The sequence below is a fragment of the Phocaeicola dorei genome (genome assembly GCF_013009555.1).
GTDB lineage: Bacteria > Bacteroidota > Bacteroidia > Bacteroidales > Bacteroidaceae > Phocaeicola > Phocaeicola dorei.
Window position 1 is genome coordinate 51,514 of record NZ_CP046176.1, and the last position, 19,011, is coordinate 70,524.

At 42.2% G+C, this 19,011-nt stretch carries 13 protein-coding genes; 12 read left to right on the forward strand and 1 reads right to left on the reverse strand.

Features of this window, described 5'->3' with window-relative positions; translation table 11 throughout:
• Positions 1 to 171 precede the first annotated feature (171 nt).
• From GKD17_RS00205 to GKD17_RS00215, 3 genes are all read left to right on the forward strand, one after another.
• The gene (locus tag GKD17_RS00205; protein WP_007834391.1) at positions 172 to 3,375 is read left to right on the forward strand and encodes a TonB-dependent receptor; all 3,204 of its coding nucleotides are present in this window, start codon (positions 172 to 174) and stop codon (positions 3,373 to 3,375) included.
• 27 nt (positions 3,376 to 3,402) lie between these two features.
• Positions 3,403 to 4,179 (forward strand): glycerophosphodiester phosphodiesterase, encoded by a 777-nt coding sequence (locus tag GKD17_RS00210; protein WP_007834395.1) that lies wholly within the window; start codon positions 3,403 to 3,405, stop codon positions 4,177 to 4,179.
• A 76-nt stretch (positions 4,180 to 4,255) separates the two neighbouring features.
• A complete protein-coding gene (locus GKD17_RS00215) occupies positions 4,256 to 4,912 on the forward strand; it encodes a hypothetical protein (RefSeq protein WP_007834397.1) in 657 nt (218 codons plus the stop codon).
• Positions 4,913 to 4,976: 64 nt separating this feature from the next.
• Here GKD17_RS00215 and GKD17_RS00220 read toward each other — a convergent pair whose 3' ends face one another.
• The gene (locus GKD17_RS00220) at positions 4,977 to 6,242 is read right to left on the reverse strand and encodes a DUF2851 family protein (RefSeq protein WP_007834399.1); all 1,266 of its coding nucleotides are present in this window, start codon (positions 6,240 to 6,242) and stop codon (positions 4,977 to 4,979) included.
• A gap of 83 nt (positions 6,243 to 6,325) precedes the next feature.
• Here GKD17_RS00220 and dapB point away from each other — a divergent pair, with 83 nt between their 5' ends.
• The 9 genes from dapB to GKD17_RS00265 all read left to right on the forward strand — a co-directional run bounded on the left by dapB (position 6,326) and on the right by GKD17_RS00265 (position 19,000).
• Positions 6,326 to 7,081, forward strand: coding sequence for a 4-hydroxy-tetrahydrodipicolinate reductase (gene dapB, locus GKD17_RS00225; RefSeq protein ID WP_005849815.1), 756 nt, complete (start codon positions 6,326 to 6,328; stop codon positions 7,079 to 7,081).
• A 3-nt stretch (positions 7,082 to 7,084) separates the two neighbouring features.
• A complete protein-coding gene (gene lepB, locus GKD17_RS00230; protein ID WP_007834400.1) occupies positions 7,085 to 8,509 on the forward strand; it encodes a signal peptidase I in 1,425 nt (474 codons plus the stop codon).
• A 37-nt stretch (positions 8,510 to 8,546) separates the two neighbouring features.
• Positions 8,547 to 9,410 carry a signal peptidase I gene (lepB, locus tag GKD17_RS00235; RefSeq protein ID WP_007834401.1) on the forward strand — a complete coding sequence of 288 codons (864 nt, stop codon included), beginning with the start codon at positions 8,547 to 8,549 and terminating at the stop codon, positions 9,408 to 9,410.
• The gene (locus GKD17_RS00240; RefSeq protein ID WP_007834402.1) at positions 9,410 to 10,066 is read left to right on the forward strand and encodes a WbqC family protein; all 657 of its coding nucleotides are present in this window, start codon (positions 9,410 to 9,412) and stop codon (positions 10,064 to 10,066) included. Before lepB (GKD17_RS00235) ends, GKD17_RS00240 begins: the two co-directional genes overlap by 1 nt.
• Positions 10,067 to 10,070: 4 nt before the next feature.
• A complete protein-coding gene (locus tag GKD17_RS00245; RefSeq protein ID WP_005838725.1) occupies positions 10,071 to 10,883 on the forward strand; it encodes an SDR family oxidoreductase in 813 nt (270 codons plus the stop codon).
• 39 nt (positions 10,884 to 10,922) lie between these two features.
• A complete protein-coding gene (uxuA, locus tag GKD17_RS00250) occupies positions 10,923 to 12,098 on the forward strand; it encodes a mannonate dehydratase (protein WP_007834403.1) in 1,176 nt (391 codons plus the stop codon).
• Between the two features lie 215 nt (positions 12,099 to 12,313).
• Positions 12,314 to 15,535 (forward strand): SusC/RagA family TonB-linked outer membrane protein, encoded by a 3,222-nt coding sequence (locus tag GKD17_RS00255; protein ID WP_007834405.1) that lies wholly within the window; start codon positions 12,314 to 12,316, stop codon positions 15,533 to 15,535.
• 4 nt (positions 15,536 to 15,539) lie between these two features.
• Complete coding sequence (locus GKD17_RS00260) at positions 15,540 to 17,402, forward strand: RagB/SusD family nutrient uptake outer membrane protein (RefSeq protein ID WP_007834407.1); 1,863 nt, start codon at positions 15,540 to 15,542, stop codon at positions 17,400 to 17,402.
• A gap of 23 nt (positions 17,403 to 17,425) precedes the next feature.
• Complete coding sequence (locus GKD17_RS00265; RefSeq protein WP_007841779.1) at positions 17,426 to 19,000, forward strand: sulfatase family protein; 1,575 nt, start codon at positions 17,426 to 17,428, stop codon at positions 18,998 to 19,000.
• Positions 19,001 to 19,011: the final 11 nt, after the last annotated feature.

Below are 19,011 nucleotides of genomic sequence, written 5' to 3' on the forward strand. Positions count from 1 at the left end.
GTGTGTGGATGTGCAGGGCATATCCACACACTTTTTTTATCTCCTTGTCTTTGAAACAGCATTGTCACTTTGTAGCAATTTGTTCGTAATCCATTCAGCATTCTTTTGCACTTGCAAATTAAATTTAATGAAAATAGGTATTATTGTTAAACTGCTATCAATCATTTGAACATGAAAATTCTTATTGAGTCAAAGAGATTTTTGTTGTTATTATGCTTGTCGCTATTCGTTGCGGGCTATGTTTCCGCACAGGATTACCGGGCGATTGTAAAAGGTATTGTGACTGACGAAACCGGAGAGGGGGTTATCGGAGCCACAGTGTTGGTAAAGAACGAATCGACCGGTTTCAGTGCCGGTTCTATCACCAACGAGACGGGAGAGTACATTGTGAAGCAACTCCCTTTGGGTTCACCTTACTCTGTCACCGTCAGCTATGTAGGCTATGGTGATCAGAAAAAGACAGGATATACGCTGAACCAAGGTGATGTGCTCCGTCTGGATTTCCAGTTAAAGGAGGAAAGTGTCGTGATGGAGGCTGTACAGGTGGTGGCTAATTCATTGAAGAATTCTATCGCCACTACGGGGGCCGCTACTTCGGTGACGGCCAATGATCTGAACAAACTGCCGGTGAACGGGCGTAACTTTACTTCGCTCATTGACCTGTCACCATTAAGTACAGGTTCCAGCCTGTCCGGACAGTTGGCTTCTTCTACTAATTATACCATTGATGGCATGAGTGCCAAGGGCCCTACTTCGGGAGGTAGTACAACCAGTCGCAACGGGGTGCCATACGCCATTTCGATGGAGGCTATCCGTGAATTTAAAGTCGTGACGAATGAATATGATGTGACTAACGGTCGTGCCGGAGGAGGTACTATTAGTACGGTGACCAAATCGGGAACCAACCAATTGACAGGTAGCGCTTTCACTTATCTGCGTTCCGACTGGTTGTCCAGCAAATATGATATCCGCGGCAACAAGCGCTCGAATGATTTCTCTACTTACCAGTTTGGAGCCTCATTGGGCGGTGCATTGGTGAAAGACCGTGCCCACTTCTTTATTTCTTGGGATCATCAGGCTGATTCACGTCCGTTGTATATTGCCGATATTCATAATGCTGCCGATGAAAAGCGTTATAATTTGACTACGGAAACCAGAGACCGCTTTCTGGAAATAGCCCGCAATAAATATGGAGTGTCGGACCATCCTCAGTTCGGGTCTTTTGATAAAAAACAGAATACCGATGCGGTATTTGCTCGTCTGGACTGGCAGATTAATGCTACAAACCTGTTATCGTTTACTGATAATTTTGTGAATGACAATAACAATATGGGCTTGAGCGACAATAGTGCTATCAATCTTTATGAAGTGTATGGTGATGTACATTCGTTGAACAACAGTGCTTTACTTACTTTACGTTCTGTACTGGGACCACGCAGTACCAACGAACTGAAGTTGCAACATCTTTATACATTGGAAAAATCCATGCCGGGCAGTGAATTGCCGGCTGATAATATTCCACGTGCCATTGTGCAACGTGTAGAATCGGAAATAGATGGAAATACGGCGACTACTACCATTCAGCTGGGTGGTCAGCGTTATAGCCCCGAGAATTTCTATAACCACGTACTTCAGTTGGTAGATAATTATTATTATAATACCAATAAGGTAAACTATACATATGGTTTTGATTTGATGTACACGAATCTGAATTCTCGTTACGGTAGTGAGGCCAACGGGCGTTTTTATTTTACCGGACTGGATAATTTCGAGGCATTGAAGCCTTCTCGTTATGTACGTGAAGTGTATTTGGATCCTGACCAAAACAATCAGCGTGTACGCCAAAATATATTGAATGCAGGTATCTATGCCCAGTTGCAGACTAAACTGTTCACAGGATTCGAGCTGATGGCAGGCTTACGTTTGGATAATGCCACTTATTTCAATAAAGGTAATTTCAGCCAACTGGTGTATGATGAATTGGGACTGCGTACAGACAATGGACTCTCTACTTTCCAGATTCAGCCTCGTGTCCAGATTACTTGGGACTTTAATGACAAGCACACGGATATTCTTCGTATTGGCGGGGGAATCTTTGCATCTGATATCAATAACTATGCCATGATTAATAATATGGTATTTGATGGTACGAAAGTGATGTCGGTTGATATCAAGAATACGGAAGAAGAACCGGATATAGTTCCCACTCCCGATTTTATAGGGTATCGGAAAGATCCTTCCACGGCTCCGGGTATTGATTTGCTGAATAATCCCAAATATGCGGACAAGGCTGTACCTACGATCAATATGAATAGCAAGGATGCCAAGGTTCCCGTGGTTTATAAGGCGAATATATCATACACTCACTTCTTCAGTGACCGTTTGAAAATGAGTGTCAGCGGATATATGACTTTGGGACGTAACAACTATATGTATATAGACCGGAACATGGTGGATGATCCTTATTTTCGTCTTTCTGCAGAAGGGAACCGGGGTATTTATGTACCTGCTTCTACTATAGGAAAAGATGGTACTCTTGATTGGATGGAAGGACGTAAAAGTACCAAAGTAGGGCGTGTGCTCGAATTGGTCAGCGAGGGAAAAGTAAATCAGTTCGCTTTCACCGTAGATGGAACATGGCGTTACTATAAAGACGGAGAACTTTCTTTCAGCTATACTTGGAACGATACAAAAGACAATACTTCCTATAATGGTAATGTGGCTAATTCCGCTACTCTTTCCCAAATGGTGGTTGACGATCCCCGTGATTTAAGCAAAATGACTTACTCCAACAATCAGTTCCGTCATAAACTGGTGGTTTATGGTTCGGCGCCTACTTTCTGGGGCATTACCGTAGGTGCTCGCTTTTCCGGCATCGGGGGAACACGTTATTCCATGATTGTGAATGGAAATGTGAACGGTGACTTTGTGGATAGTAATGACCTGGCCTATGTATATGATCCGAATAGCAGCGCTACTCCTGATTATATTCGTGAAGGTATTAATTCTATATTGAACAATCCGGATGCGGAAAAGAGTGTGAAAGATTATATTCGTAAGAGTTTTGGGAAAGTGGCCGAACGTAATGGAGGGGTCAATGGTTTCTATGGCACTTTAGATCTTCGTCTGGCCAAGAAATTCAAGACTTACAAAAAGCAGAATCTGGAAGTGTCTGTTGATATTTTCAATGTGGCCAATATGTTGAATAAAGATTGGGGAGCCGGTCATAATCTGGGAACACAGAAAATTTATAGTATCAAGGGATTTGACAAAGATGCCAAACAATATACTTATAATGTAAATGCCAACACAGGTGTATCCAGTCTGAACGGTACTCCTTTTCAGGTTCAGATAGGTTTGAGATATGGATTCTAATAGATAATGATTAAATAAGAAATAAAGATGAAACTAAGTAAACTAATGATGGTTTTTGCCATGTGTGCTGTTACTTTGACCGGGACTGCCCAGACCAAAGTGATTGCCCACCGCGGATATTGGAAATGTGAAGGTTCTGCCCAAAACTCTATTGCTTCTTTGACAAAGGCTGCAGAGGCAAAGGTGTATGGTTCGGAGTTCGACGTACAACTGACGAAGGACAAGGAAATCGTAGTCAATCATGACGATAGCATTCAGGGAATTTGCATTTTTGATACTCCTTTTGCTGAATTGAAAGATTTGAAATTGAGTAACGGCGAGAAGTTGTCCACTTTGGATGATTATCTGGTAGCGGGTAAGAAATTGACTGGTACTCAGCTGATATTGGAAATCAAGCCTCACAGAACCGAAGAAGCGGAAAATGAAGCGGTAAGAATCATTGTAGATAAAGTGAAAAAGATGCGAATGGAGAAACAGGTGGAATATATTTCATTCAGCATGAACATTTGCGAACAGTTGGTGAAACTGACTCCGGATTCGGAAATAGCTTATCTGAAAAGTGATGTGGCTCCTAAAGACCTGAAGGCGAAAGGAATTAATGGTATTGATTATTATATCAAGGTATTGGCTGAGAAACCGGAATGGATTGCTGAAGCACATCAGTTGGGTATGAAGGTGAATGTGTGGACAGTCAATGATATGGAGATGGTTCAGAAGATGATTGACCAGCAGGTGGATTATATAACTACTGATTATCCATTGGAAACTGAAAAGCTGATTCGGAAAGATGGAGGAGATTCTTAATAAAAATGTAATTCCTTTCAAATAGGGATGTAATAGGAACACAATACATTTGCACTGTAATTTAAAAAAGGATAATATGAAAGCTGGTTTATTAAAGAAAATCTCATTGGCTTTGGGATTGGTATTATGGGTGACAGGTTCTGTATGTGCATCGCCTGCTGACGAAGAAGGTGCTAACAAGGCTAATAACAATCTGGTAAAGGTTCTTGTTATAGGACTTCACGACAATGTGGAATCCAACTATTTTCCCGGCAGTATGATTACTGAGGAAACTGGAATACCGACTGATAGCATAGATTATACTTATAATCAGATTATAGCAAAGAATATTATTGCATCCAATAAGAATAAGAAATACCAGTTCGTTACTTCGGAAAAGGCGGCGGCCATCAGCAGTTTGTTGGATAAAATCAGACTGGAAGGTGAAGAAGAGGAGAGGTATGCGGATCTTAGTCAGGTGGATGATAATCGGTATGAACAGCTGATAAAGGATACTGATTCGGATTATGTATTATTTTTGAATCAGCATTATTTGAAATGGCAGGAAAAGCCGTTGCGTACTTTGTTTCATATCACCAGTTATTCTTTGTTTGATAAGAATCAGAAGGAAGTAACCCGAGGTAATAACTATTTTACCAGCATGAATTTGGAAAGTAAAGATAAGTTGAGTAAGGATAGTCGGAAAAGTTCTTCAAAGATAGTTTCCACTATTGTAAAAAGCTTGTCAAAGTGATGTCGTTATTCAGAAAATTATAAGAACAGGTGGGGCTGAAGTTCAAGACTTCAGTCCCCTTTTTCTATTTTCTTTTCAGATATTCGTACCCTATCCGGCAATACAGGCATTTTTTCTTATCGCAATATTCTTTCTTTAATTGTATCAAGGCTTGGCTGTCGGCGGCATTGGAAGTTTTCATTCCGCATTGTTCCCACATGCGGGTGATATAATTGTTCTCCGCTTTCAATTCTTCCAGAAAACTGCCGGCACGTGCACAAAGTACAGGATTTCCTTTATGCAGTCCGTAAGCATAGAGAAATGTCACTACCGTGTTGATAATGAGTAAATCCAGTGAGGTGTTACTTAGAGTCTTCGGACGGGAAGGGGAAGAACCGCCAAATGTATAATGAGTGAGCCAGTATTCTGAAGTTCCTCCTTTCAGAATATCTCTGACACCTTGTAGTGTCTCCGTTTCCATGATGCGAGAGAGTAGTCCGTAGGCACGATGATAAAGACATGCTAACTGTGCAATCCGTATATGCGGAAAATTAGTAGGACGTAGCCGGAGAAAACGCCATAGGGAAGTATTCATCGGGATAAGTTCGAATTTGTGCTGTAGATAGATGTATTCTTTTTTTAGCCGGAGATAGTATCCGTCTCCATCAGAATCTTCCAGAATGCCGGCTTGTCCAAAGAAGATGGCTTCTATCTGGAAAAGGTCGTTCCGATGTTTGTCTACCGCCCGGAAGGGAAGCTGATGAGCCCAGGTTTCGAAAGCGTCTCCGTTCAGCCCGAAACCGAAATTACGTGCCAGTGTGATAAAAAAAGCGTCTTCCCAATTGCCTTGACAACGTTTTAACCGTTCGTTCAATAAGGTCGCTTTTTGCTCGAATCTTTCCATCTGTAAGGCGGACATCCATGAGTGGGCGGTGAAAGGGGAGAGCGAAGGAATGATGCGGTAACAAGGAGGGTAGCTGGCTGTTTCCAACAGTTCCTTGTAGTTGGTGCGGACCGCTTCCGGGCAGATGAGTTGTATTTGGGGGATTCTTTCTCCATTGCTCCTGCTGATTTCCATATCTATTTCGGAGGCTATATGCAGAATGACAGAGTTGTAACCGGCATCTGCATGATGTCCGTGTTTGAACCAGTCTGAAGATCTTTCATGTATCTCGATATTACCTATCCAAAGTACACCGTCCAGCTTGAGCTTGGCATTAAAAAAACCGGGACCGGCGTCGGTATTCGCCAGTCCCGTATCTATAACTTCCACTTGTTGGCCGGTTGTTGTTTTCAGTTCTTTGAGAGAAAATATTTTATGTTTCCATACATAGTGTAATAGTTGTTCCATGTTAATGAGGTGTAAATGTTTGGCAAATGTAATGGTTTACAACGAAAAACGCTATCTTTGTGGCTGAAATAACATTCGTAATTATGAAAATAGCATTAATAGGATACGGAAAGATGGGCAAGGAGATTGAAAAGGTTGCAGTTGCCCGCGGACATGAGATTGTGAGTATTATAGATGTTGATAATCAAGATGATTTTAATTCGGAAGCATTTAAATCAGCAGATGTGGCTATTGAGTTTACTAACCCGATGGTGGCATATGACAACTATATGAAAACTTTTGCTGCCGGTGTCAAATTGGTATCGGGCAGTACCGGATGGATGGACAAACATGGTGATGAGGTGAAAGAATTATGCACGAAAGGTGGAAAAACCTTGTTCTGGTCGTCTAACTTCAGTCTGGGGGTCGCTATTTTCTCTGCTGTAAATAAATACTTGGCAAAAATAATGAATAACTTTCCCGCTTACGAGGTTTCTATGACCGAAACTCATCATATTCATAAACTGGATGCGCCCAGCGGAACAGCCATCACGCTGGCCGAAGGGATTCTGGAAAATATGAACCGCAAGAGTAAATGGGTGAAAGGGACCATGGTGGCACCGGATGGAACCGTGTCGGGAACATCGGAATGTGCCGAGAATGAGTTTCCTGTAAATTCCATCCGTGAAGGGGAGGTGTTTGGTATTCATACTATCCGCTATGACTCTGAGGCGGATAGCATCTCAATTACCCATGATGCCAAGAATCGGAAGGGGTTTGCCTTGGGAGCTGTTTTGGCGGCGGAATATACATCCAGGCATGAAGGATTATTAGGAATGAGTGATTTATTTCAGTTTTAAGATATGATAAAAGCAACACGTACACAGTGGATTAAGTTTGCCGTTGTTCTGGCGCTTTACCTGATATTTCTTGTTTGGTTGAGAAGCTGGCTGGGATTGGTGGTTGTACCGTTTATCTTCGATGCGTATATCACAAAGAAGATTCCATGGACTTGGTGGAGAAAGTCCAAGAACCGTCATGTAGTGACCGTCATGGGATGGGTGGATGCTATTGTATTCGCACTGGTGGCAGTATACTTTGTCAACCTCTATTTCTTCCAGAACTATGTGATTCCTTCTTCCTCGCTGGAAAAATCATTGCTGACGGGTGATTATCTGTTTGTGAGCAAAATGAGTTATGGGCCCCGTGTGCCCCAGACTCCGCTGCACATGCCGTTGGCGCAACACACATTGCCGTTTTTTAATTGTAAATCATACCTTGAGCATCCACAATGGGATTATAAACGGGTGAAAGGTTTGGGGGACGTACAGTTGAATGATATCGTTGTCTTTAACTTTCCGGCCGGAGATACAGTTGCCACTGGTGTGCCTAATGATGATGTTTATCGTCTGAGTTATGGAGCAGGCAAGGAGCTGGCAAAACCGGTGGATTTGGCTTCCATGACTCCGGAGCAGCAACGGGTGGTCTATGATTATTATTATCAGTTGGGACGGGAGTATCTGAAAGAGAATCCACAGAATTTCGGTGAGATAATAAGCCGTCCGGTAGACCGCCGTGAGAACTATGTGAAGCGATGTGTGGGTTTGCCCGGACAAACGTTGGAGATAAAGGATCGTATTATTTATTTGGATGGTAAAGCTAATAAAGAGCCTGATAATGTGCAGTATCGTTATCTGGTGAAAACCAAGCGTCCTATTCCCGATGACTTGGCTCATGAACTGGGTATCAGCAAGGAGGATATGATGATGTATTATACGGATGCTTCTGTTTATAATATGCCTCTGACAGAAAAAGCGAAAGCAGGTTTGTTGGCGCGTAAGGATATTGTTGTCAGCATTGAGAATACACCGGCTGATGATGCGGGAGGCTTATACCCGCTGAATATGTATAAGAACTGGACTACGGATAACTACGGACCTGTATGGATTCCCAAAAAGGGAGAGACGGTGAAACTCACGCTAGAGAATCTTCCTGTTTATGAGCGCCCTATTCATGCTTACGAGGGTAATGAACTGGCAGTGAAAGATGGAAAGATTTATATTAACGGCAAGGAAACCGATGAGTATACTTTCAAGATGGATTATTACTGGATGATGGGAGATAACCGTCATAATTCGGCTGACTCCCGTTTTTGGGGATTTGTTCCCGAAGATCATGTGGTGGGAAAACCCATCTTTATCTGGTTGTCATTGGATAATGACCGTGGCTGGCTGGATGGAAAAATACGTTGGAACCGATTGTTTACCTTTGTAGATAATATTAAATAAGTTGCGCATACCCTGTATTCCTGTATGGATAAAAGCAATGCTTACTGCTATCATTCTGGTACTGTTGGTAAAGACATTTGCTTTCACCTCCTGCACCATTCCCTCTACCGGTATGGAGAATAGCCTTTATCAAGGGGAAAGGGTTCTGGTGAATAAGTGGAGTTATGGGTTTCGTGTGCCTTTTTCTATCTGGCGATGGTTGGGAAAAACTGCCGGGAAGGGGGATATTGTGTTGTTCAACAACCCTAATCCACGGTTTCCTCAAACGTCGGTGGGCAACCGGGAGGTGTTTATAAGTCGTGTGGTAGGAATACCCGGAGATACGTTGATGTTGAATGATGAACTGTGGGTGACTGACGAACAAGTGTTGAGCCCGGATAGTAAATCTTTGTATGTCTATTCTCATACGGAAGAAGAAACGATGCAGGCTGCCATGCAGCAAGTGAACATTCAGGGAAACAGGTTAGTGGGATATGCCGAGGGGAAGTACATACGTACCTTCAGTCATTATGAATATTACCTGTTAAAACAAAAACTGGCAGGAAAAGTGGATTTGATTCCTCTCTATCATAAAGATATAAGCAAGAGCCATCCCTTTGTGATCCCGGAAAAAGGGAAACCTGTCAAGGTATATCCTTGGAATGTGACCTTGTTGTGTAATACTATTGTTCGCCATGAAGGAAGAGTGGCTTCTGTCAGGGGAGATACCCTGTATGTAGGGGGAAAACCTGTAGAAGCCTATACATTTAATAAAAATTATTACTGGATGGCATCCAATAATCCGGTGAATTTGTGTGATTCACGTTTATTTGGTTTGGTGCCCGATGACCATTTGATCGGTAAAGCTTGGCGCATTTGGTTTTCATCCAGAAAAGGGCGCATTTTTCAACGAGTGCAATAATGGAGAATACGATATATTTAAGTTCGGCCTATCTGGCCCCGGTGGAATATTATACAAAACTGTTCGCCTGTGAGAAGGCCTATGTGGAACAGTATGACAATTATGTGAAACAGACTTATCGCAACCGTTGTGTCATTGCGGCAGCCGATGGTCCGCTGGCGCTGACTATCCCTACAGAAAAAAGCGGTACACCTAAATGCCTGATGAAGGATGTCCGCATTTCGGATCATGGCAATTGGCGTCATATACATTGGAATGCTTTGGTGGCTGCATATAGAAATAGTCCTTTCTTTGAGTACTATGCTGATGATTTCCACGTCTTTTATGAAAAGAAATATGCCTTCTTGTGGGATTATAATCAGGAAATTTGTTCTTTAGTATGCGATTTGATCGATATTCATCCCCGTATGGAAGGAACAACGGAATATTGCATGGAATTTGTTCCGGGCGAGGTTGATTTTCGTGAGATTATTCATCCGAAGCGTGACTGGCGTGAAGCGGATGCTGACTTTTGCCCTAAACCTTACTATCAAGTTTTTGATGCCAAATACGGTTTTCTGCCGAATTTGAGTATCGCCGATCTTTTGTTTAATATGGGGCCGGAGAGCCTGATTGTTTTGCGAGATAGTGTTAAAGGTATAAACCATAAAGAATAATATCATGAATAATTTGTTTAGTGTAAAAGACCAGGTGGTGGTAATCACCGGTGGAACAGGGGTTTTGGGAAAGGCTATTGCCGCCCATTTGGCAGAAGAAGGTGCCAAGGTTGTTATATTAGGCCGTAAGGCAGAAGTAGGAAATGCCATTGTAAACGAAATCAAGGCCAAAGGCGGGGAAGCCATGTTTCTTGTGACCAATGTGTTGGATGAGGCTATATTGGAGCAGAATCTGAAGGATATTCTCGCAGCATATGGTCGTGTAGATGCATTGCTGAATGCAGCAGGAGGTAATATGCCGGGTGCTACGATTGCTCCTACAGGAAATTTCTTTGATTTGAAGGTCGATGAGTTTCAAAAAGTGCTTAATCTGAATCTTACCGGAACAGTTCTGCCTACACAGGTATTTTTGAAGCCGATGGTGGAGCAGAAGAAAGGGGCTATTGTGAATTTCTCTTCTATGGCGGCATTCCGTCCGATGACTCGTGTATGTGGTTATGCGGCTGCAAAAGCGGGAATCTCTAATTTCACTGCGTTCATGGCCAATGAAGTGGCTACGAAATTTGGTGAAGGCATCCGCGTGAATGCCATTGCTCCGGGATTCTTCCTGACCGAACAGAACCGTACTTTGTTGACAAACGAAGATGGTACATATACTCAGCGTGGTAATGATGTGATTCGCCAGACTCCGTTCAAACGTTTCGGTAAAGCAGAGGAACTGTGTGGAACCATCCAGTATCTCATCAGCGATGCCAGCAGCTTTGTAACCGGTACAGTAGCCGTAGTAGATGGTGGTTTCAATGCATTTGCCATGTAACAAGTCTTTAGTTTTTAATTCTCAATTTTTTTATTTGATATGATTTTATGTGAGCAAACATGGCGCTGGTACGGACCGAATGATCCCGTATCATTGTGGGATATCAAACAAGCCGGAGCAACCGGTATTGTCAATGCCTTACATCATATTCCCAACGGTGAAGTATGGACAGTAGAGGAAATAATGAAGCGCAAGAAATTGATTGAAGAAGCAGGATTAACTTGGAGTGTCGTAGAGTCCGTGCCCGTACACGAACATGTTAAGACACAGACAGGAGACTATCTGAGATATATCGAGAACTATAAACAGAGTTTGCGCAATCTGGCAGCATGTGGTATCTATATTGTGACTTATAACTTCATGCCTGTACTGGATTGGACCCGTACGGACCTGGCATATACGTTGCCCGATGGTTCCAAGGCATTGCGTTTTGAGCGGGCTGCTTTTGTAGCGTTCGATCTGTTCATCTTGAAACGTCCGGGAGCCGAAAAGGAATACTCGGCCGAAGAGATAGAAAAGGCAAAAGCGCGTCTGGCACAAATGGATGAGGAAGAAATTCATCGTCTGACACGAAATATGATTGCAGGATTGCCCGGTTCGGAGGAAAGTTTTACATTGGAGCAATTCCAAAAAGAACTGGACCGTTACAAGGATATTGATGCGGACAAGCTCCGCAATAATTTGATTTTCTTCTTGAAAGAAATTTGTCCGGTAGCCGATGAAATGGGAGTAAAGCTGGTTATTCATCCGGATGATCCGCCTATGTCTATTCTGGGCTTGCCGCGCATTATGAGTACGGAAGCGGATTTCAAGCTGTTGGTGGAAGCTGTACCTAATCCGTCAAACGGACTTTGTCTGTGCTGTGGTTCATTTGGCGTATCTGCACAGAATGATTTGCCGGGTATCATGGAACGTTGGGGAGACCGTATCAATTTTGTTCATTTACGCAGTACCCAACGTGATGCTGAAGGGAACTTTTATGAGGCGAATCATCTGGAGGGTGATGTGGACATGTATCATGTAGTTAAGAACTTGTTGAAAGTGCAGCAACGTCGTGGAATATCTATTCCTATGCGTCCGGATCATGGCCATCAGATGATAGATGATTTGAACAAGAAAACAAATCCGGGTTATTCTTGTTTGGGACGTATGCGTGGCCTTGCCGAGCTTCGTGGCTTAGAAAAAGGAATAGCGATGAGTATGGAAACAAAATAATCTTTTTTTTAACATATAGAAAGAAGGCCTGAATGTCTTCCGGTGATGAGGTATATCCGGAAGTATTCAGGTCTTCTTTTTGTCTAAGAGGTAGATAATGAGGACTATTCTAGACAAGTATAGAGATTAATTAGACAAATAAAGAGGTGCAGGCAAGGGGAGGAGGTTTATATTTGCAACAGATTTAATCTAATTAACCCTTAAATTCTTTTATTATGAATAAAAAAACAAAACTGCTTTCAATCCTTGGATTGGTGACAGCTATCCTGTTTTTGTTCTCATCGGAGGTGTTGGCCCAATCCTTATCTATCAGTGGTAAGGTAATTGACAAAAACAGTCAGGAGCCTGTAATTGGGGCCAGTGTTTTAATTGAAGGAACCTCAAACGGTACAATAACCGATTTGGATGGTAACTTTATGCTTTCTAATGTTCCTTCCAAAGGAAATTTAGTTGTGTCTTACATTGGTTATGCTACACAAACTCTTCCTATTAATGGGAGGACTAGTTTCAGTGTTGTATTGGCTGAGGATACCGAAACGTTGGATGAAGTTGTTGTAATAGGTTATGGCGTACAGAAAAAAGTGAATCTTACCGGATCTGTGTCTTCAGTGAAAGGAGATGCATTGGAACGTCGTCCGGTAGCTGATGCCACACAGAGTTTGCAAGGGATGGTTCCGGGGTTGTTGGTGAGCAACTCAAATACGGGCCGTCCGGGAGCTAGTGGTACATTGACTTTGCGCGGACAAGGCAATCTGGATAATAATGCGAATCCTTATATTTTGGTTGATGGAGTGGAAATGAGTCTCTCGGACGTGAATCCGAATGATATTGAAAGTATTTCTGTATTGAAAGATGCTGCTGCTTGTGCCATTTATGGTGCACGTGCGGCGTATGGTGTCATTTTGGTCACTACCAAGAAAGGTGAGGAAGGTAAAATGCGTGTAAATTACCAAGGAAACGTAGGTTGGAGTACGCCGACTGTATTGCCTGATATGGTTGATTCCTATGAATTTGCTCAGTATTGGAATGCCGGATGTATTAATGCAGGTTCTCCTCGTTTGTATAGTGAGGAAAAAATGGGTTTATTACAGCAATATATTAAAGATCCCAGTAGTGTGGATCCTTGGTTCGAGCTTCCTAAAAATTCTAATATGAACCCGGCATTCGAAAATTCAGAATTAGGAGTAGGAAATACTAATTATTTCGATTTGCATTATAAGGATTGGGCATTCAAGCAAAATCATAATCTTAGCTTGAGTGGGGGTGGCAAAAAAGCACAATATTATATTTCTGGTGGTTATTATTCGGAAGATGGTATTCTCCGTTATGCCGATATGGATTTCAGCCGTTATAATTTTGCCGCTAATATTTCTTCTCAGATTACCGATTGGATGAAGGTAAAAGTAAATACGAAGTTTATGCATTCCGATGAGGATACTCCTTTTGGTGACGGAGGGCTTAGTGAAGGCTTTTATCATTCATTAGCACGTTTCCGTCCTACAGTTGCTCCTATTGATCCGAATGGGCATTTTACAGAACTGACTATGATTCCTTATTTGCAGAGTGGTACGTATACAAATACTCAACGTGACCGTTTTAGTTTAACGGCAGGTTTAGATATCCAACCTGTGAAAAACTGGTTTATCTTTTTTGATTATACATATAAATTGATGGATTTGGAATATGAGGCATTGAACGTGAGCCCGTTAATTTATGGGGCTGACGGGGTGAGTACTTCGAAAGGTGTGCGTGATGAGTTGGGTGTATCACCCGATGGCAAGTTTACCCGTTATTATGCGCATACTCGCTACCAATCTATAAATTTATATTCGAATTATCTCTTTACTTTGGGAGACAAGCATAATTTTACCGTAATGGCAGGTTATCAGGAAGAAAATAATGACTATAGTTATATGAAGAACTCGATTACCGGACTTTATTCAACTTCAAATCCTAATGTAGGTATGGGAACCGGTGATAAGACGGTAGTCGATACTCGTAATGGCTGGGCAACCCGTGGCTTTTTCGGACGTGTGAATTATGATTATGACGGACGTTATCTTCTTGAATTGAATGGACGATATGATGGATCGTCACGTTTTGCCAAAGGTAATCGTTGGGGCTTCTTTCCATCTGCATCTTTAGGATGGAATATTACCCGGGAACAGTTTATGATGCCAATAGCCGATGTAGTTTCCAACTTGAAACTTCGTGCTTCTTACGGATTACTGGGTAATCAGGCGGGTGCGGCCCTTTATACTTTTGCCGCTACTATGGATTTGAATGATAAATTGGGAAATTATATATTCTCTGATGGACGCCACATCTTTACTAAGGCCCCTGCCGTAGTCAACCCGAATACGACTTGGGAAAAAGTGGAGAGTAAGAATATAGGTTTGGATTTCGGTTTCTTTGGTAATTCGTTGACCGGTTCTTTTGATGTTTTTCAACGTGATACGAAGGATATGTTAGGACCTACGGTGGATTTCCCGGATTTCTTTGGTGCAGACGCTCCTAAAACCAATAATGCCCGTATGCGTAACCGTGGTTGGGAATTGGTGCTGAGTTATCGTGGAAAAATTGGAAAGGATATTGACTATAGCATAGGCGGTTCTCTTTCGGATGCTACTGCTGAAGTAACTGAATATGAAGGGACTAGAACAAATCCTAAAGATAATTGGTATAAAGGAAAGAAAGCTGGTGAAATTTGGGGATATCGGGCGGACGGACTGATCCAGACTCAGGCAGAGGCGGATGAGTATAATAATACCTATGATTTGTCTTTTATAAGCGGTAAACCTTGGACGCCGGGAGATGTAAAATATCGTGACCTGAATGGGGATAAGAAAATCAATAATGGGCTTAATACCTTGGATGATATGGGTGATATGACAGTAATCGGTAATACCACTCCTCGTTATCAATATACCATTAACGGTTCAATTAGCTGGAAAGGTGTAACCGTAAGCGCTATGTTCCAAGGGGTCGCTAAGCGGGACTGGGATCCTGGTACGGGAGCTTATTTTTGGGGAAGCGGACCTTATGCGCAGGTGACGGTGTTTAAAGAGCATTTGGATTATTGGAGTGAGACAAATACAGGGGCTTATTATCCAAAACCTTATATTCATACAGCAGGAGGAGTGGTTCCTTTCCGTAATAAGACAATGACGCTTAGTGACCGTTATCTCCAGAGTGGTGCTTATTGTCGTCTGAAAAATCTGACAGTGAGTTATGATATCCCTGCCGTATGGACAAAAAAGGTAGGTTTACAGAAAGTGCAGGTGTTTTTCTCTGGTGAGAATTTGTTGACTTTTACCACTTTGAAAGGAATGTTTGACCCGGAAGCTATCTTTACCAAGAATGATTACACGGCTGAAGGTGGAAAGAACTATCCTATGAACAAGGTGATATCTTTTGGTCTAGTTGTTAACTTATAATTTGATGAATATTATGAAGAAAAGAAATATATTTTTGGGTCTGGTTTTGATGTTAGGTCTTACCGGTTGCTATGATTTGGATAAGATGCCTGAAGGGGTATTGTCTACGACGATTCCTTTTGCAAGTACGGGGGAAATGAGAAATTATCTGGATCAATTCTATCAGACAGGTAATTATAAATATGACTATGTCAGCTTTGGTGATGGAATGCGTGCGCAAGGTTTTGATGCCGGTGGTGGACAATATATTGCCGGGGCAGATACACATAGTGATAATATGGCTTCCAGTTCGGTCAGTACCCGTTTGGCAGGTGAAACGACATTGAGTAGTGCGGTCAAACTGCAAAATTATACAGCTATCCGTAATTTAAATTTTATGCTGTGTAATTTAGATAATTGTGTGGAAAAAGGATCTGCTGATTATAATCAGTATGTGGGTGAGGCTTATTATTTCCGCGCATGGTATTATTATCAGATGTTTATCAGCTATGGGCGCCTGACGTGGGTGAACACTCCGCTTGATCCTAATATGGAAGAAATGAAATTGCCTCGTGCTAACCGCACGATTATTGCCGACAGTATTTTGGCTGATCTGGATAAAGCGGTGATGTATCTCAATACTCAGAACAATAGTGCTACCATGCGGATTCATAAAGATGTGGCGCGTGCTTTGAAAAGTGAAGTGGCCTTGTTTGAAGGAACTTGGGAAAAATACCATAAAGCGAAAAATGATAAGTTTTTTGATTCTACGGTGACCGATGAAAAAATTCGCGATTATTTTAATCAGGCTGTTGCAGCTGCAAAAGAAGTGATGGATCGTGGCGTATGGGCCATTTATAATACTGGTAACAAATTGGATGATTATCGTCAGATGTTTCAGACTACAGATTTATCGGGTAATCCGGAAGTACTTTGGTATAAACAGTATGATGGAGATCAGATTGGTAATAATGTAAACCGTTACTTAAATCAAGGAGGAGGGAGTGTAGGTGTTACGGCTTCATTAGTGGATGATTATCTGACAATTGATGGTAAACCGTTTGTTGGTGATGAGCGGATTGAAGCGAAAAAGGTGTTCGGGAATGAATTGCAGCCGACTTTGCGTGATCCGCGTTTGTCACAGACTGTTTGTATGCCGGGGCAGCAATTACGTCCGGATGACAAGGCTCCTTATTATGTTGTACCGCCATTGATTGGTACTTCATCCTATAATCAGAATATGACTGGTTATTCTTTATTAAAACATGTGCAAATTGATTATACGGGCAGTCTGGATGCCGAGTTCAAGGGAGCCACACCGGCTATTCAGTTCCGTTATGCAGATATCCTGCTGAATTATGCAGAAGCTCTGGCTGAACTGGATGGTGTGGGGAATGCGCAGAAAATTATTGATGCCTTGCAACCTTTACGTGACCGTGTAGGTATGCCTCCGGTGGATCTTGACAGGGAGTATAATCAGGAAGCTGATTATGGTTTCCGCAATCTTGATAAGTATATTCAGGCTGTACGTCGTGAACGCCGGGTTGAAAAAGCCTGTGAAGGACGCCGTCAGGAAGATATCATGCGCTGGGCTGCTGCGGACGAATTAATAGTGGGCAAATGGCCGAAAGGTGCGCTCTTTGTGGGAAGTAATCTTGAGAACCATCCTGTATATGGTGATAAGTTAATTTATGATCAAGCTTCGGGAAATAATCTTTTCCTGACAGGCAAGCCCGGGGATCCGTTGCGCTATATTATACCTACGAATCCCGCAGGATATGAATCGGGTTGGAAATTTAATGTCAACCGTGACTATCTGTTACCCATTCAGACACGTATGTTAGGAGATTTGACCGGTGGTATGTGGGAACAAAATCCTGGATGGTAGGAATTATGTTAATAAAAAAAGATATGAGTAGAGTAACACCTGTGTTATTATATTCTTTGACGGGAGCAGTGGTGTTGTCATCGCTGTCTTCCTGCAAAGAAAAGAAATCTGAAGAGGTAAAAAAAACGATGAATGTAGTCTATATCATGTGTGACGACCATTCTTATCAGACGATCAGTGCCTATGACCAACGTTATATGCAGACGCCCAATATTGACCGGATAGCCAGTGAGGGTGTCCGTTTCACAAACAGCTTTGTAGCAAACTCTCTGAGTGGTCCCAGCCGTGCCTGCATGCTGACCGGTAAACATAGTCATGCCAATGGATTTACGGATAATACCACCACATTTGACGGTAGTCAGCAGACTTTTCCGAAATTGCTTCAGGCTAATGGCTATCAGACTGCTATGATCGGTAAATGGCATCTGGTATCTGAACCTACAGGATTCGATTATTGGGACATCCTGATAGGACAAGGAGATTATTATAATCCGAAATTTATTAAAAATGGTGAACGGGTACAACGGGAAGGTTATGCTACCAATATTGTGACAGATTTAGCAATAAATTGGATGGACAGTATCCGGGACAAGAGTAAACCATTCTGTCTTTTTATTCATCATAAGGCTCCTCATCGTACCTGGATGCCCGATCTTTGTGATCTTGACTTGTATGATGATGTGATTTATCCGATGCCCGAAAACTTCTATGATAAATATGAAGGTAGAATTCCTGCATCCAAGCAGGAAATGAGTATTATAAAGGATATGGATTTGGTGTATGACCTGAAAATGGCGGATAAGGAGAATGAGATCCATACCACGACAGGACTGGAAGAAGCGGGCAGAAATATGTATAATGCTCTGAACCCGGAACAGAAGGCTGCTTGGGATAAGCACTATGATCCTATCATTGCCAGATTCAAAAAGGATAAACTGACGGGTAAAGCCTTGGCGGAATGGAAATATCAGCAATATATGCATGATTATATGCGAGTTATTCATTCTGTAGACCGTAATGTGGGGCGTGTCTTGAAATATCTGGAAGAAAATGGATTGATGGGGAATACGATGATTGTCTATACTTCCGATCAGGGCTTCTATATGGGGGAACATGGTTGGTTTGACAAACGTTTTATGTATGAAGAATCTTTCCGTACTCCTCTGATGGTCCGTTTGCCGGGTGGAAAGAAAGGTGATATTGATGAAATGGTACAGAATATTGATTATGGCCCTACTATATTGGACCTTGCAGGAGTGAAGGTGCCATCGGATATGCACGGAGTTTCTTTCCTGCCTTTACTGAAAGGAGAGAAAGTTTCCGATTGGCGTAAGTCATTGTATTATCATTTTTATGAATACCCGGCTGAACATGCTGTCCGCCGTCATTATGGTGTACGTACAGATCGTTATAAATTGATGCATTTTTATAATGACATAGACTGTTGGGAACTATATGATTTACAGGAAGATCGTATGGAAATGCATAATATCTACGGACAACCCGGAACGGAAAAATTAACAAAAGAACTGAAAGACGAATTGTTGCGTCTTCAAGTGCAGTATGATGATCCTATCCGGAATATATACAAAGACTGACAACCTAATCT